The organism is Streptomyces sp. QH1-20, assembly GCF_041283565.1.
GTDB lineage: Bacteria > Actinomycetota > Actinomycetes > Streptomycetales > Streptomycetaceae > Streptomyces > Streptomyces syringius.
In genome coordinates, this window is the sequence record NZ_CP166299.1 from 3,185,422 (window position 1) to 3,200,680 (window position 15,259).

General features: G+C 70.8%; 10 protein-coding genes. 4 read left to right on the forward strand and 6 right to left on the reverse strand.

What is annotated here, in order from left to right:
- The first annotated feature begins 157 nt into the window (after positions 1–157).
- Complete coding sequence (locus AB8O64_RS14315; RefSeq protein WP_370423869.1) at positions 158–664, forward strand: GtrA family protein; 507 nt, start codon at positions 158–160, stop codon at positions 662–664.
- Here AB8O64_RS14315 and AB8O64_RS14320 read toward each other — a convergent pair.
- From AB8O64_RS14320 to AB8O64_RS14335, 4 genes are all read right to left on the reverse strand, one after another.
- Positions 592–1,749, reverse strand: coding sequence for a hypothetical protein (locus AB8O64_RS14320; RefSeq protein WP_370419524.1), 1,158 nt, complete (start codon positions 1,747–1,749; stop codon positions 592–594). The genes AB8O64_RS14315 and AB8O64_RS14320 overlap by 73 nt on opposite strands.
- 78 nt (positions 1,750–1,827) lie before the next feature.
- On the reverse strand, positions 1,828–6,837 hold the full coding sequence (locus AB8O64_RS14325) for an NAD-glutamate dehydrogenase (RefSeq protein ID WP_370419525.1): 5,010 nt from the start codon (positions 6,835–6,837) through the stop codon (positions 1,828–1,830).
- A gap of 384 nt (positions 6,838–7,221) precedes the next feature.
- A complete protein-coding gene (locus AB8O64_RS14330) occupies positions 7,222–7,884 on the reverse strand; it encodes an HAD family hydrolase (protein ID WP_370419526.1) in 663 nt (220 codons plus the stop codon).
- 57 nt (positions 7,885–7,941) lie between these two features.
- On the reverse strand, positions 7,942–8,445 hold the full coding sequence (locus AB8O64_RS14335) for a hypothetical protein (protein ID WP_356454445.1): 504 nt from the start codon (positions 8,443–8,445) through the stop codon (positions 7,942–7,944).
- A gap of 291 nt (positions 8,446–8,736) precedes the next feature.
- Here AB8O64_RS14335 and AB8O64_RS14340 point away from each other — a divergent pair, with 291 nt between their 5' ends.
- Positions 8,737–9,252 (forward strand): Rv3235 family protein, encoded by a 516-nt coding sequence (locus AB8O64_RS14340; protein WP_370419527.1) that lies wholly within the window; start codon positions 8,737–8,739, stop codon positions 9,250–9,252.
- A gap of 66 nt (positions 9,253–9,318) precedes the next feature.
- Here the strand turns inward: AB8O64_RS14340 and secA are convergent, their stop codons facing one another.
- On the reverse strand, positions 9,319–12,144 hold the full coding sequence (secA, locus tag AB8O64_RS14345) for a preprotein translocase subunit SecA (RefSeq protein WP_370419528.1): 2,826 nt from the start codon (positions 12,142–12,144) through the stop codon (positions 9,319–9,321).
- Between the two features lie 337 nt (positions 12,145–12,481).
- Here secA and AB8O64_RS14350 point away from each other — a divergent pair, with 337 nt between their 5' ends.
- Together AB8O64_RS14350 and AB8O64_RS14355 are read left to right on the forward strand one after the other, a co-directional pair.
- A complete protein-coding gene (locus AB8O64_RS14350) occupies positions 12,482–13,075 on the forward strand; it encodes a GNAT family N-acetyltransferase (RefSeq protein WP_370419529.1) in 594 nt (197 codons plus the stop codon).
- 44 nt (positions 13,076–13,119) lie between these two features.
- Positions 13,120–14,325: a winged helix-turn-helix domain-containing protein gene (locus AB8O64_RS14355; RefSeq protein ID WP_370419530.1), complete on the forward strand. Its 1,206-nt coding sequence runs from the start codon at positions 13,120–13,122 to the stop codon at positions 14,323–14,325.
- Positions 14,326–14,370: 45 nt separating this feature from the next.
- Here AB8O64_RS14355 and AB8O64_RS14360 read toward each other — a convergent pair whose 3' ends face one another.
- Positions 14,371–15,114 (reverse strand): response regulator transcription factor, encoded by a 744-nt coding sequence (locus AB8O64_RS14360; protein WP_130878134.1) that lies wholly within the window; start codon positions 15,112–15,114, stop codon positions 14,371–14,373.
- Positions 15,115–15,259: the final 145 nt, after the last annotated feature.

A 15,259-nucleotide genomic window follows, 5' to 3' on the forward strand; every position in this document is an offset into this window, starting at 1 on the left:
GCGACCGAATCGACCGTATCTGGAGAAGCCCTTGCGACCGGCGAAGCGATCGGCCCCCCTGACGGAAGCGCGAGGAACGCAAGGGACACGGGAAGGACGAAGAACGCGTGGAGGCCGCGCGCGCCGGGGAAAACACGCGTCCGGGCCCCCGGGGCTGCTGGCGCTCGGCCGGGAGTTCGCGAAGTTCGGCACCGTGGGCGGGCTGGGGATCTTCGTCAACCTCGCGGTCTTCAACCTCTGCCGCGCCACGACCGGCCTGCCCGTCGTCCGGTGCAGCGTGATCGCGACGGTGGTCGCCATCGCCTTCAACTACCTGGGGCTGCGCTACTTCACCTACCGGGACCGGGACAAGAGCCGCCGCAGCAGGGAGATCGCCCTCTTCGCCGTCTTCAGCGCCGTCGGCCTGGTGATCGAGAACGGCGTCCTCTACATCGCCACCTACGGCTTCGGCTGGGACACGCCGTTCCAGAGCAACCTCTTCAAGTTCCTCGGTATCGGGACGGCGACCCTCTTCCGCTTCTGGTCCTACCGCGCCTGGGTGTTCCGCGCCCTGCCCGCCCGCGAGCCGGCGGACGACGGGGACGGCTCCCCTCACGGGGATCCCACGAACAGCACGAGCAAGCCGGCCGCATACCACCCCGAGACCACCGCACCTCCACCGTAGAGACAGACCTGGACCACTAAGGGAGCACGCGCGAGCGGCCTCGCCACCAACAGAAGCGGAACCGGCAGGAACGGCAGCATGAAGCGTGGCTTGGAGAACGGCGAGCCGGGCGTCCCCGTCATCAGCAGCCACGCCCCGGCCACCACCACGACCAACGGCCAGGGCACACTCCGGTCCAGCGCCAGGGCCAGCACGGCGACGGCCGTGAGCAGCACCACCGCGAGCACGGCCGCGTTGCGCTGATCGGTGACCCGCTCCGGCTTGCCGTAGAGCAGGACGCTGCGCAGGAAGTCCACGGTGCCGCGGCCGTAGTCGAAGGTCTGCCCCCAGGCCCGTTCCGCCTCGAACCAGCCGTCCACGCGGCCCACCCGGCTGCCCAGGTACAGCCAGCTGCCGAGCAGCCCCAGCGGCGCCAGGGCGAGCGCAGCCCAGGCCCGCGGGCCGCCCCGCCCCCGCACCACCGCCCACCCGGCGGCCAGGGCGAGCGTCCCGATCAGCACCACCGCCGTCGGCCGCACCGTGCCGGCCACGACGCACAGCACGCCGGCCGTCAGCCAGCTCCGCCGCACCAGGGCCACCAGCGCCCACACCAGGGCCGCGCTGAAGACGGCCTCGGAGTACGGCACCCACAGCGCGAAGGCGTACGGCGAGCAGGACCACAGCGCCACGCACGCGTACCCCGCTGCCGCGCTGCCGCCCAGCGTCCGTACGAGCCGGTGCACGCCGACGGCGGCCACCGTGGCGGCGCACCAGGAGATCAGCACCCCCGCGTACACGACGGGCAGCCCGGTCAGCAGCCGCGTGCCCCGGATCAGCAGGGGGACGAGCGGGAAGAAGGCCAGCCGGGAGAAGTCCGGCAGCCCGCTGGGGCGGTAGGGGATCCGGCCCGGGTAGCCGTGCTCGGCCACGGCCAGGTAGTTACCGCTGTCCCAGCGACGCAGCAGCCACTCCACGCTGTGCCCGAGATGGCGGTTGACCAGCAGCAGGACGACGAAGCCAATGGCCGCGAGGACGAGATGCACCGCCGCGGCGGCCAGGGCCTCACGGCGCGGCGCGGTGGACCACAGCCGCGGAACGACCTTCATCCGTCTCTCTTAGCACGGCGAAGGGGCGGCCCCGGGAGAACTTCCCCGGGGCCGCCCCTTTCAGCCGTTCGGCGCAGATCAGTTGTGCGTACGCAGCAGGGTGCGCATCGTCCTCATCGCCACCGACAGGTTCGCCAGGTCGAACGCGTCCGAACCGCGGATCTCGTCCAGCGTCGTACGCGCCCGGTTCAGCAGCGCGGCGTTCTTCTCCTCCCACGCCTGGAAGCGCTCCTCCGGGGTGGAGCTGCCGTTGCCCACGGCGAGGATGTCGGAGGTGAGCGCCGCGTGGGCCGCGTACAGGTCCTCGCGGATGGAGGCACGGGCCATGGACTGCCAGCGGTCGGACCGCGGCAGCTCGATGATCCGGTCCATCAGCTGGCTGATGTGCAGCCGGTCGCCGAGGTCGTAGTAGACCTCCGCCACGTCCAGCGGATCCTTGCCGGTGCGCTCACCGGTGGCGACGATGTCGAGCGCCGGGAAGACGGACGAGAAGCCCGCCACCCGCACCGCCAGGTCGTCCGGGACGCCGGCCTCGACCAGCTCGTCGTGGATCGACTGCCACCACTCGCTGTCGGCGCCGCGCAGCAGCTTGGGCAACTGGAACCAGACCGCCGCCACACCGTCCCGGAAGAAGTCGATGGTCTCGGCGAGCTGAAGCGGCTGCGGGCGGTTGTTGAGCAGCCAGCGGGTGCCGCGCTCGACCAGGCGCCGCGAGTGCAGCCGGATCCGGGTCTGCACCTCCGCCGCGACCGTGTTGTCGAGGGTCTCGACGGCGTCCCAGACCCGGCCCAGGCCGAAGATCTCACGGGCCGCGGTCTGCGCCCGGACGATCTCCTCCAGGGAGGCCCCGGTCTCTTCCCGCAGCCGGTGCAGGAAGGTCGAACCGCCGCTGTTGACGGTGTCGTTGACCAGCACCGTCGTGATGATCTCGCGGCGCAGGGCGTGCGCGTCGATCTGCTCGGCGAAGGTCGTCCGCAGCGCCTCGGGGAAGTACGCGAACAGCAGTCGCTCGAGGTACTTGTCGTCCGGGAGATCGGTGGCGAGCAGTTCCTCGGCAGTGGTGATCTTGATGTAGGCGAGCAGGACGGCGAGCTCGGGCTGGGTCAGCCCGCGGCCCTGGGAGAGCCGCTCGCGGATCTGCCGGTCGGTGGGCAGGAACTCCAGGGCCCGGTCCAGGTGCCCGTCACGGGTCAGCCGGCGCATGATCCGCTGGTGGGCGTGGAGCAGGCTGGGTGCCTGGGCCACGGCGTTGGCGAGCGCCGTGTTCTGCGCGTAGTTGTTGCGCAGGACCAGCTCGCCGACCTCGTCGGTCATCTCGGCGAGCAGCTTGTTGCGCTGCTTGACGGTCATGTCGCCGTCGGTGACCAGGGCGTTGAGCAGGATCTTGATGTTCACCTCGTGGTCCGAGGTGTCCACGCCGGCGCTGTTGTCGATGGCGTCGGTGTTGACCCTGCCACCGGTGGACTCCGGTCCGCCCGACAGCGCGAACTCGATCCGGCCGAGCTGGGTCAGGCCCAGGTTGCCGCCCTCGCCGACGACCTTGACCCGCAGGTCCTGGCCGTCGACGCGGATCGCGTCGTTCGCCTTGTCGCCCACGTCCGCGTGCGACTCGGTGTGCGCCTTCACGTACGTGCCGATGCCGCCGTTCCACAGCAGGTCCACCGGCGCGTGCAGGATGGCCTTCATCAGCTCGGCGGGGGTCATCTTGCTGACGCCCGCGTCGAGACCGAGGGCCGCCCGCACCTGCGCGTTGATCGGGATCGACTTCGCGCTGCGGGGGTGGACGCCACCGCCGTGCGAGAGCAGCGAGGTGTCGTAGTCGGCCCAGGAGGAGCGGGGCAGCTCGAACAGACGGCGGCGCTCGGCGTAGGAGGTGGCCGCGTCCGGGGTGGGGTCGATGAAGATGTGCCGGTGGTCGAATGCGGCCACCAGACGGATGTGCTCGGAGAGCAGCATGCCGTTGCCGAAGACGTCACCGGACATGTCACCGACGCCGACGACCGTGAAGTCCTCGGTCTGGGTGTCGTGGCCCAGCTCGCGGAAGTGCCGCTTGACGGACTCCCAGGCGCCGCGGGCGGTGATGCCCATGCCCTTGTGGTCGTAGCCGGCGCTGCCGCCGGAGGCGAAGGCGTCCCCGAGCCAGAAGCCGTACGACTGGGCGACCTCGTTGGCGATGTCGGAGAAGGTCGCCGTGCCCTTGTCGGCGGCGACGACGAGGTAGGTGTCGTCCTCGTCGTGGCGCACGACGTCCTTCGGCGGCACGACCTCGCCGCCGACCAGGTTGTCGGTGATGTCGAGCAGACCGGAGATGAAGGTCTTGTACGAGGCGATGCCCTCGGCGAGCCACGCGTCACGGTCCACCGACGGGTCCGGCAGCCGCTTGCCGACGAAGCCGCCCTTGGCGCCGACGGGCACGATGACGGTGTTCTTCACCATCTGCGCCTTGACCAGGCCCAGGACCTCGGTACGGAAGTCCTCACGCCGGTCGGACCAGCGCAGACCACCGCGCGCGACCTTGCCGAAGCGCAGGTGCACACCCTCGACGCGCGGGGAGTAGACCCAGATCTCGAACGCGGGGCGCGGGGCCGGCAGGTCGGGGATCGCCTGCGGGTCGAGCTTGAGGGAGAGGTAGCCGTGCGGCTTGCCCTCCGCGTCGCGCTGGAAGTGGTTGGTGCGCAGCGTGGCCTTGATGACGGTGAGGAAGGCCCGCAGGATGCGGTCCTCGTCCAGGCTCGCGACCTGGTCGAGGGCGCCGTCCAGCTCCTCCAGCAGCCCGTCGATCAGCTCGCGGCCGGCGCGCTGCAGCGCCGGCGACATGCGGGCCTCGAAGAGGTTGACCAGCAGCCGCGTGGTGTGGACGTTGGTGCTGAGGGTGTCCTCCATGTAGGACTGGCTGAACGGCGAACCGGCCTGCCGGAGGTACTTCGCGTACGCCCGCAGCACCATCGCCTGCCGCCAGTCGAGACCGGCCCGCAGCACCAGGTTGTTGAAGTTGTCGTTCTCCGCGCGGCCGGTCCAGACGGCGGCGAAGGCCTCCTGGAAGCGGACGCGGGCGTCCTCGCCCTCGACGCGCTCGGGCATCCGCAGACCGAAGTCGTAGATCCACGCGGTCTTCCGGTCCGAGCAGCGCAGTTCGTACGGACGCTCGTCGACGACCTCGACGCCGAGCCGCTGGAGCACCGGCAGCACGACGGACAGCGAGACGGGCTCGCCGGTGCGGTAGATCTTGAAGCGGCGCTCGCCGGGGGCCGCGCCGACCGGCTCGTACAGGCTGAGCTCGAAGTCGTGGGTGCCGCCGGCCGTCGTCAGCTTCTCCAGGTGACCGAGGTCGGAGACGGCGCTGCGCGGGTTGTGGTCGGCCTTGTAGCCCTCGGGGAAGGCGTGGCCGTAGCGGCGCAGCAGCTCGGCGGCGCGCTCCTCGCCGACCTCGGCGGTCAGCGTCTCGGCGAAGCCGTCCGCCCAGGAGCGGGCGGCCTCGACCAGGCGGGCCTCGATGCGCTCGACGTCGGCGTCGGTGAGGTCGCGCAGGGTGGCCCCCGGCTCGACGCGCACGACGAAGTGCAGACGGGAGAGGACCGACTCGGTGTTCCAGGCGGTGAAGTCGACGCTGGTGCCGCCGAGCTCCTCCTTGAGGATCTCGATCAGCCGCAGCCGGACGCCGGTGGTGTACCGGTCGCGGGGCAGGTAGACGAGGGCGGAGTAGTAGCGGCCGTAGGTCTCCTGGCGCAGGTACAGCCGCAGCCGGCGGCGCTCCTGGAGGTAGAGCACGCTGGTGACGACGGACCGCAGCTGGTCGCCCGGGGTCTGGAACAGCTCGTCGCGCGGGTAGGTCTCCAGGATCTGGAGCAGGTCGCGGCCGTCGTGGCTGTCCGGGGAGAAGCCGGCGTCGGCGAGGACCTGCTCGACCTTGCGGCGGACGACCGGGACGCGGCGCACGGACTCGGTGTACGCGGCGGAGGAGAACAGCCCCAGGAAGCGGCGCTCGCCGGTCACGTTGCCGTCGGCGTCGAAGGTCTTCACCCCGACGTAGTCGAGGTAGGAGGGGCGGTGCACGGTGGCGCGGCTGTTGGCCTTGGTGAGGACCAGCAGCTTGTGCTCGCGGGCCTTGGCGCGGGCGTCCGCGGGCAGCCGGCTGAAGGACGGCGACGCGGGGCCGGCGAGGTGGGTGCCGGGTCCGGCGTGGTGGCCCTCGCCGTGGTGCGAGGGGTCGGAGCGCAGAATGCCGAGGCCGGTGCCGGGGACGGCGGCGAGCACGTCCTCCTCGCCGTTGTCGGTGGTGACCTTCGTCAGCTCGTACTCGCGGTAGCCGAGGAAGGTGAAGTGGTCGGCGGCCAGCCAGCGCAGCAGCTCACCGGCCTCGACGACGTCGGTGGCGGGGACGTCGGAGGGGACCGGCTCGGCGGGCAGGCTCTCCGCGATGCGCAGCGCGGCGTCGCGCATCTTCGACCAGTCCTCGACGGTCTCGCGGACGTCGGAGAGCACGCGCAGCAGGTCGGCGGCGATCTGCTTGAGGTCACCGCGGTCGGTCTCGCGGTCGATCTCGACGTGGATCCAGGACTCGACGAGGGCGTCGTGGGGCAGCTCGGCGTCCTTGCCGGTGCCGTGGGCGTCGCAGTTGGAGCCGAGGACCTCGAGCAGGCGGCCGGTCAGATCACGGCGGACGATCACCTGCGGGTGGATCACGACATGGATGCCGCGGCCCTGGCGGGAGAGCTCATTGGTGACGGAGTCGACCAGGAAGGGCATGTCGTCGGTGACGACCTCGACCACGGAGTGGCTGCACATCCAGCCGTTCTCCTCGACGGTCGGGGTGTGCACCCGCACGTTCGCGGTGCCCTGCGGCCGGTTCTCCGCGAGGCGGTAGTGCGAGAGCGCGGCCCCGTAGACGTCGACCGGGTCACGGCCGGTGAGGTCCTCCGGGGCGGTGTGCAGGTAGTAGCGCTGGAGGAACGCGGTCAGGGTCTCCGGGTCGAGACTGCCCTCGCCCTTCGGCCCAGTCGGTTGTTGCCCCCCGGCCGGGCTGTTCTCAGCGACACGGGCCGCCCGTTCGAGCAGCTCGGCCTTGGCTTCGTCCAGCTTGGTCTGCATGTCCTCTGGCTCCTGTCGCGCGCCGTTGCGAGACATAGATGGTGATGGCATCCCGTCGCGACGCGGGGTGTCCGGTCGTATTCGACGGTATGCCGGAATGAGGGAAGACCGGGCCGTTCCTGACGAACTTCGTCGGACGCGCCCGGTGGAAGGGATCAGCGGCCGCCCGGGCGAGGTGTCGCTCGGGGCGCAGGACAGGGGCGTCGTCGCCCCTGCTGGATATCGCGCTGATCACCTGGTAAGGCTATCGCTCTTCCGGGGGTTGCCGTCATGAGCCGTTTGTGTACAAAACCTGGGCCCGAAGTTTGACGATCTGGACAGCGACGCGAAGACGTTCGATCCTCCGCTGTGGCCGAAAGCCGACGCCGCGGATCGGGTCGGCCCTCAGCCGACGAGCCGCTCCGCCTCCGCGACGGCCTCCGCCAGGCTGTCCACGACGGGCACCCCGGCCGCCACCAGACTGGCCCGGCTGTGCGAACCGCCCGTGTACAGCACGGCCTGCGCACCCACGTGGGCGGCGGCGATCGCGTCGTCGACGGCGTCCCCGATGACGACCGCCTGCCGCGCCGGTATGCCGTCGAGCCCGGCGAGGTGGCGGGCCATGTGCGCGGTCTTGCTGCCGCCCGAGGGGCCCGTCCGGCCGTCGACCCGGACGAATCTCCGCTCGATGCCGAAACCGCGCACCAGCGGCACCAACTGCTCGTGCCCGTACATCGACAGGATCGACTGCGTGCCGCCCGCGCCCTGCCAGCTCTCCAGCAGCGCCTCGGCGCCGTCCGCGAGGCCGCACCGCAGGTGATGGTCCAGATAGTGCCGGTGGAAGACCACGTCCATATGGTCCCACTCGGCCTGGGTGAGAAGGCGGCCCATCAGCCGCTCGTAGAAGAGCGGGATCGGGACGCAGTACAGCTCGCGGTACCGCTCCAGGGTGATGGGCTCCAGGCCGATCTCCGCGAAGGCGGCGTTGGTCGCCGACATCACCGCGTCGATGTCGTGAAAGAGCGTGCCGTTCCAGTCCCAGACGATGTGTGCCACGTGCTTCCCCATGCCAAGACCGTACCGACCACCTGTGACAACGCGCCGTCGACGGCTCCGCGGCGCAGGTCAGAGGAGGTTCGGGAGCTCCTGCACGCCGAACCACATCAGCTCGTGGTCCTCCGCGCCGTCCACCGTGAAGCGCGCGTCCTCGTCACCGTGGTCCGCAGCTCCCAGAGCGGCCGCCGCGGCCGCGACATCGGCCTCGGCGTCGTCCGCGTCGACGTGCACGGCCGCCGCCTTCGCCAGCGGCACCGCCGCCGCGAGCCGCACCTCACCGAGCGCGGACTCGTCCAGCGCGCGGTCCGGGTCGGCGACCGCCGCACCCTCGGGCACGTCCACCGCGACGACGACCCGGCGGCGCGGGGCGTCGGGGTCGGCCGCGATCCTGCGCAGCGAGGCCTGGGCGGCGCGGCTGAGCGCCGCGTACTCCAGCTCCTCGATGTCGTCGGAGACGTACCACTCGCGCAGTGCGGGGGTGACCGCGTAGGCGTCCAGCGGAGCCGGGCCCAGCTGCCCCGCCTTGTGCGCCTCGGCGAGACCGGGAAGGGTCAGAGGGACGTAGACGCGCATGACCGCCGCTTTCGTGAAGTGCCGCGAGGCTTACCAACCGTGGCTGCCAGCATAAGGCGCACGTCCCCCTTCGAAGTGCGGGAGCCCCGCGCCCGGCCGGCCCCGTTACCCCGCGGGCCCCGCCGTGCGCACGACTCGCGGCGGCGCGTGGCCCGGATAGGTGAAGCCCGGCGGGCGCTCCCCGGACGGACGGCCGTCCTTGCCGCCCCCGGAAGCCCGCCGATAGAAGATCACCGACCGAAGCTACCGCCCGGTATCTCCACCGGGCCCGGCATCGCGGGGGCGATCCGTATGAAGACGATCCGCAGCACCACCAGGACCGGCACCAGGGGCGTCGCCGGGCCGTCGACCAGGCCCGCCGCCCGGCCGGGCGGCGCCAGGACCGCTCCGCCGCGGCGCACGGACCCCCGGCGGCCGGGCCCGGACCCGGCCGCCCGGCACCGCGAACGGGAACGGCTGCCGCGCTACTGGTTCGCCAACCGGCTGCTGCTCACCCTCAGCGGACAGCGCCCGGTGCACTGGATGCTCGGGCACACCCTGGGCGCGGCGTACGACCAGCTGACGGCGCTGGCCCCGCAGGCGCCCCTGCGCCCCGCCCCGCCGGGCCGGTGCGCCCCGGTCGTCCGGCGCTGCGATGAATTCCGGCCACGGCCGGAGGTGATCGAGGCGTTCGCCCGGATCGCGTCCGGGGACCGGCTGCGGGCGTTGGCCTTCCGGCTGGAGCGCGGCACGGACCTGCGCTGGCGGTGCTCGGCCGTCGAGCTCGGCGGGGCCGCCGTGGCGCACACGGCGGCCGCCCGGGAGTGAGCGACGCACAGGAGGCGGTGGCGGAGCACTTCCGTGCCCCGCCACCGCCTCCGTGCGCGCTGTCGCCTACTTCTTGCGGCGGCGGCCGCCGCCACCGTTCTTCTGGGCCTTGCGGCGCTCGGCGCGGGTCATGCCGTCCGCCTCGGACCGCACGGAGTCGTCGCTGGCGAAGTCACCCTCGACGACACCGCCCTCGCCGTCCACGGTCGGCGCGGAGAAGTGCAGCCGGTCGGGGCGCTGCGGGGCGTCGAGACCCTTGGCCCGGATCTCGGGACGGCCACCGGCGGGCACGGCGTCCTGGGCGTCCTTGCGCAGGGACGGGCGCTCCGCGCCGTCCTGCACCGGGACCTCCTCCAGCTGCTGGTCGACCTGGACCTCCAGGTTGAACAGGTAGCCGACGGACTCCTCCTTGATGCCCTCCATCATGGCGGTGAACATGTCGTAGCCCTCGCGCTGGTACTCCACCAGGGGGTCCTTCTGAGCCATGGCCCGCAGGCCGATGCCCTCCTGGAGGTAGTCCATCTCGTAGAGGTGCTCACGCCACTTGCGGTCCAGCACCGACAGCACGACGCGGCGCTCGAGCTCGCGCATGATGTCCGAGCCGAGCTGCTCCTCGCGGGCCGCGTACTGCTCGTAGATGTCGTCCTTGATGGACTCGGCGATGAACTCGGCGGTGATGCCCGCCCGGTCGCCCGCCGCCTCCTCCAGCTCCTCGACGGTGACCTTCACCGGGTAGAGCTGTTTGAAGGCGCTCCACAGCCGGTCCAGGTCCCACTCCTCGGCGAAGCCCTCGACCGTCTCCTGGCGGATGTAGTCGTCGATGGTGTCGTCCATGAAGTGCTTGATCTGCTCCTGCAGATCCTCGCCCTCCAGGACGCGGCGGCGCTCGCCGTAGATGACCTCACGCTGGCGGTTGAGCACCTCGTCGTACTTCAGGACGTTCTTACGGGTCTCGAAGTTCTGCTGCTCGACCTGGGACTGCGCGGAGGCGATGGCGCGGGTGACCATCTTGTTCTCGATCGGCACGTCGTCCGGCACGTTGGCCATGGCCATGACGCGCTCGACCATCTGGGCCTTGAACAGGCGCATCAGGTCGTCGCCCAGCGAGAGGTAGAAGCGGGACTCGCCCGGGTCGCCCTGACGGCCGGAGCGGCCGCGCAGCTGGTTGTCGATGCGGCGCGACTCGTGCCGCTCGGTGCCCAGCACGTACAGCCCACCGAGCTCCTTGACCTCCTCGAACTCCGCCTTCACCGCGGCCTCGGCGCGCTCCAGCGCCTCGGGCAGGGCCGCCGCCCACTCCTCGACGTGCTCGACCGGGTCCAGGCCGCGCTGGCGCAGCTCCGCCTCGGCGAGGTCGTCGGGGTTGCCGCCGAGCTTGATGTCGGTACCGCGGCCGGCCATGTTGGTGGCGACGGTGACGGCGCCCTTGCGGCCGGCCTGGGCGACGATCGTCGCCTCCCGGTCGTGCTGCTTGGCGTTGAGCACCTCGTGCTGGATGCCGCGCTTGGAGAGCTGCTGCGAGAGGTACTCGGACTTCTCGACGGAGGTGGTGCCGACCAGGATCGGCTGGCCCTTCTCGTGCTTCTCCGCGATGTCCTCGACGACGGCGGCGAACTTCGCGACCTCGGTGCGGTAGATGAGGTCCGACTGGTCCTGACGCACCATCGGGCGGTTCGTCGGGATCGGCACCACACCGAGCTTGTAGATCTGGTGGAACTCGGCCGCCTCGGTCATGGCCGTACCGGTCATGCCGGAGAGCTTGTCGTAGAGGCGGAAGAAGTTCTGCAGGGTGATCGTGGCGAGGGTCTGGTTCTCGTCCTTGATGTCCACCCCTTCCTTCGCCTCGATCGCCTGGTGCATGCCCTCGTTGTAGCGGCGGCCGGCGAGGATACGGCCGGTGTGCTCGTCGACGATCATGACTTCGCCGTCCATGACGACGTAGTCCTTGTCCTTCTTGAAGAGTTCCTTCGCCTTGATGGCGTTGTTCAGGTACCCGACGAGAGGGGTGTTGACCGATTCGTAGAGATTGTCGATGCCCAGCCAGTCCTCGACCTTGGACACGCCGGCCTCGTGGATGGCGACGGTGCGCTTCTTCTCGTCGACCTCGTAGTCGCCGGTCTCCTCCAGGCCCTTCTGCGGGTTGGCCGCCTCGCCCTTGGTGAGCCGGGTGACCAGCTTGGCGAAGTCGCCGTACCACTTGGTGGCCTGGTCGGCGGGGCCGGAGATGATCAGCGGCGTACGGGCCTCGTCGACGAGGATCGAGTCGACCTCGTCGACGACCGCGAAGTTGTGACCGCGCTGCACCAGCTCGTCCTGCGACCACGCCATGTTGTCGCGCAGGTAGTCGAAGCCGAACTCGTTGTTGGTGCCGTACGTGATGTCGCACGCGTACTGCTCGCGGCGCTGCGCCGGGGTCATGTTGGCGAGGATGCAGCCGACGGAGAGGCCGAGGAACTTGTGCACCCGGCCCATCAGCTCGGAGTCGCGCTCCGCGAGGTAGTCGTTGACCGTGATCAGGTGCACGCCCTTGCCGGACAGGGCGTTGAGGTACGTGGGGAGGGTACCGACGAGGGTCTTGCCCTCACCGGTCTTCATCTCCGCGACGTACCCCAGGTGCAGGGCGGCACCGCCCATGAGCTGGACGTCGTAGTGCCGCTGGCCGAGCACCCGCTTGGCGCCCTCACGGACGGTCGCGAACGCCTCGGGCAGCAGGTCGTCCAGGCTTTCGCCGTCCGCGAACCGCTGCTTGTACTCGTCGGTCAGGGCGCGCAGCTCGGCGTCGGAGAGGGTGACGAAGTCCTCTTCGATGGAATTGACCTGGTCCGCGATGCGGTGCAGCTTGCGCAGGATCTTGCCTTCTCCTGCACGCATGATCTTGCCGAAGACGGACACGTAGGCTGGCTCCTTGCCGGTCGGGCCTGGCGCTGGGGAGACCCCCGCCGCAGGCAGGGGTCGGGTGCGCGGGCACGACGGGACAGTCCCCGCCGCAACGGTCATCGTAAGCGAGGACCCCACCGCGCCGGGAGGTCCGTCAGCACGTAAACCGGGCGTCACCCGCACAGTGAACGAACAGCCCGGCTCGAAGGTGCCGGTGCGGTGACATTTCGGAGCACCCCGCCGGCACGGTGCCCGGCTGTGGTAGGCGGCCCGGTACGGGCGTGCCAGGCGGGGCGGCGCGGCCGGGGGCAAAAGAGTCGCACCGGACCGGCCGACCGTTCACACTCCCCCCATGGAGCCCATAAACCTCACCACTGAGCGGCTGGTGCTGCGTCCCTTCTCCCCCGCCGACCGGGAGGCCGTGCACGCCGCCTGCCAGGACCCGGAGATCCCGCGCTACACCAGCGTGCCCTCCCCGTACACCGTCGAGGACGCCCGCGTCTTCATCGAGGAGACCGCTCCGGACGGCTGGCGGGACGACAGCATGTACACGTTCGGTCTCTTCACGCGCGAGGACGACCGGCTGGTGGGTTCGATGTGCCTGGTGCGGCTCGGCCAGCTGCGCACCCCCGAGCGGCAGGCCGAGCTCGGTTACTGGACGGCGAAGGAACAGCGCGGTCGCGGCTACACCGCCGAGGCGGCCCGCGAGGTGATCCGCTGGGCCTTCGAGGAGCTGGGCGTCGAGCGGCTGGAGTGGTACGCGGAGGCCGGGAACGAGGGATCGCGCGGGGTCGCCCTGAAGACCGGATTCACGATGGAGGGCACGATGCGCTCCAAGATCGTCTACAACGGCACCCGCCGCGACGCCTGGGTCGGCTCGTTGCTGCCCTCCGATCTCGGACTGCCCTCAGGGGCCCCCTACCTGCCCTTTCCCGAGCGCGGCTGACCGCTCGCGCGGCGTTGTCAGTGCCCGGCCCTAGGGTGATCGCCATGACAACCGGTACGACAACTGCCGCCGCGTCCAAGGGCCCTGCGGCCGAGGCGCGACTGTCCGCCGAGGAGGCCCGGCGCATGGCGCTGCGCGCCCAGGGCCTGCTCGGCGCCCCGGACCGCCGGGCGGGGGTGCGCGGCGTGCTGCGGCACCTGGGGGCGGTGCAGCTGGACACGATCTCGGTGCTGGCCCGCTCGCACGAGCTGGTGCCGTACGCACGGCTGGGCGCGGTGGGCCGCGCGGCGGTCGAGTCGGCGTACTGGACCGGCGACCACGCCTTCGAGTACTGGTCGCACGCGGCCTGCATCCTGCCCGTCGAGGAGTGGCCGCACTTCGCCTTCCGGCGCCGGGCCATGAAGACGCGCGGCCACCGCTGGCACGTGATGCAGGATTCCGAGCGCTCGTGCGCGGCCGTCCGGGACCGGCTGCGGGCCGACGGCCCCCTGACGGCAACGGAATTGGGCGGCGCCAAGAACGGCGGCGAGTGGTACGACTGGTCCGAGACGAAGATCGCGGTGGAGTGGCTGCTGGACACCGGCGAGGTGGTCTGCACCCGGCGGCGCGGCTGGAAGCGGGTGTACGACCTGGCCGAGCGGGCGGTGCCGGACGCGCTCCTGCACGACGACATCGACGACATCGAGTGCACCCGGCGCCTGGTCACCCAGGCCGGTGCCGCGATGGGTGTGGCCACCCGGGCCGATCTGGCGGACTATCACCGGCTCAAGGGCGACCAGGTGGACGCGGTCATAGCCGACACGGGCCTGGTGCCGGTGGAGGTGGCGGGCTGGTCGAAGCCGGCGTGGGCGGACCCGGCCGCGCTGGCGGCGGAGTCCTCGTCGAAGGGCGGCCGGCACCGTACGACGCTGCTCTCGCCGTTCGACTCCCTGATCTGGGACCGGCCCCGCACCGAGCGGATTTTCGGTTTCACCCACCGCCTGGAGGCGTACGTGCCCAAGCCGAAGCGGGTGCACGGCTATTTCGCGATGCCGCTGCTGGCGGGCGGCCGGCTGCTCGGCCGGGTGGACCCGGCCCGGGAGGGCACCACCCTGGTGGCGCGGCAGGTGTCCCTCGACGGCCCCAAGGCCGTGGCCCCGATGGCGCGGGCGCTCCGGGAGGCGGCCGAGTGGGTCGGCTGCGACACCGTGCGCATCGAGCGCTGCGACGACGCGAAGCTTGCGGCGGCACTGGTCACGGCGCTGGACTGACAGGACCGGCGGGCCGGCCTCGGCCACCCGCCGGAGGCGCACGCCTCAGCGGATCTCGAGGATCTTCTCCCGCATCGCGTAGACCACCGCCTCCATCCTGGAGTGCAGCTGCAGCTTCTCCAGGATGTTGCGGACGTGGTTCTTCACGGTGTTCTCGCTGATGAACAACTCCTTGGCGATGTCACGGTTGTTCATCCCGGTGGCGACGAGCTTCAGCACCTCCAGCTCACGGTCGGTGAGCCGGGGCGCCGGCACCAGCCGGCGCTCGTCCGTCCGCTGGATCATCGACTTGAACTCGGTCAGCAGCTTGGACGCCATCGACGGGCTGATCTGCGACTGGCCGTCCGCGACCGCGCGGATCGCGGTGGCCACCTCGTCGGTGGAGATCTCCTTGAGGAGGTAGCCGGTCGCCCCGGCCTTGATCGCGTCGTAGAGGTCGGCTTCCTCGTCGCTGATCGTCAGCATGATGATCTTGGCGCTGGGGGCCACTTCCTTGATGGAGGTGCAGGCCTCGATACCACCGCGCTTGGGCATCCGCACGTCCATCAGCACGATGTCCGGCAGCAGATCGGCGGCCTTGTCCACCGCCTCCGCGCCGTCCCCTGCCTCGCCCACGACCTGGATGTCCTCCTCGTGGAAGAGAACGATCTCCAGTCCCCGCCGGAAGAGCGCGTGGTCGTCCACGACCAGGACCCGGATCGGCTCCGCGCGGGCGGGGTTCCGCTCCGCCCGGGCGCCCTCGTCGTCGTCCTCGCCGGGCACGAGTACGGGCCCGAACCTGTCCGCCATCGTTCCTCCCCCTGAAGGCCGTGGCCCCTCGCGGATGCAACAGTGCTGCGCCGAGCCAACCGGTTTCGGCGGACCGGCGGTTGGCCGCTCGGCCATGATTTCATGCCGAGGCCGCCGAGAGGCGCTTCTGAGGACGCAGGTTGAT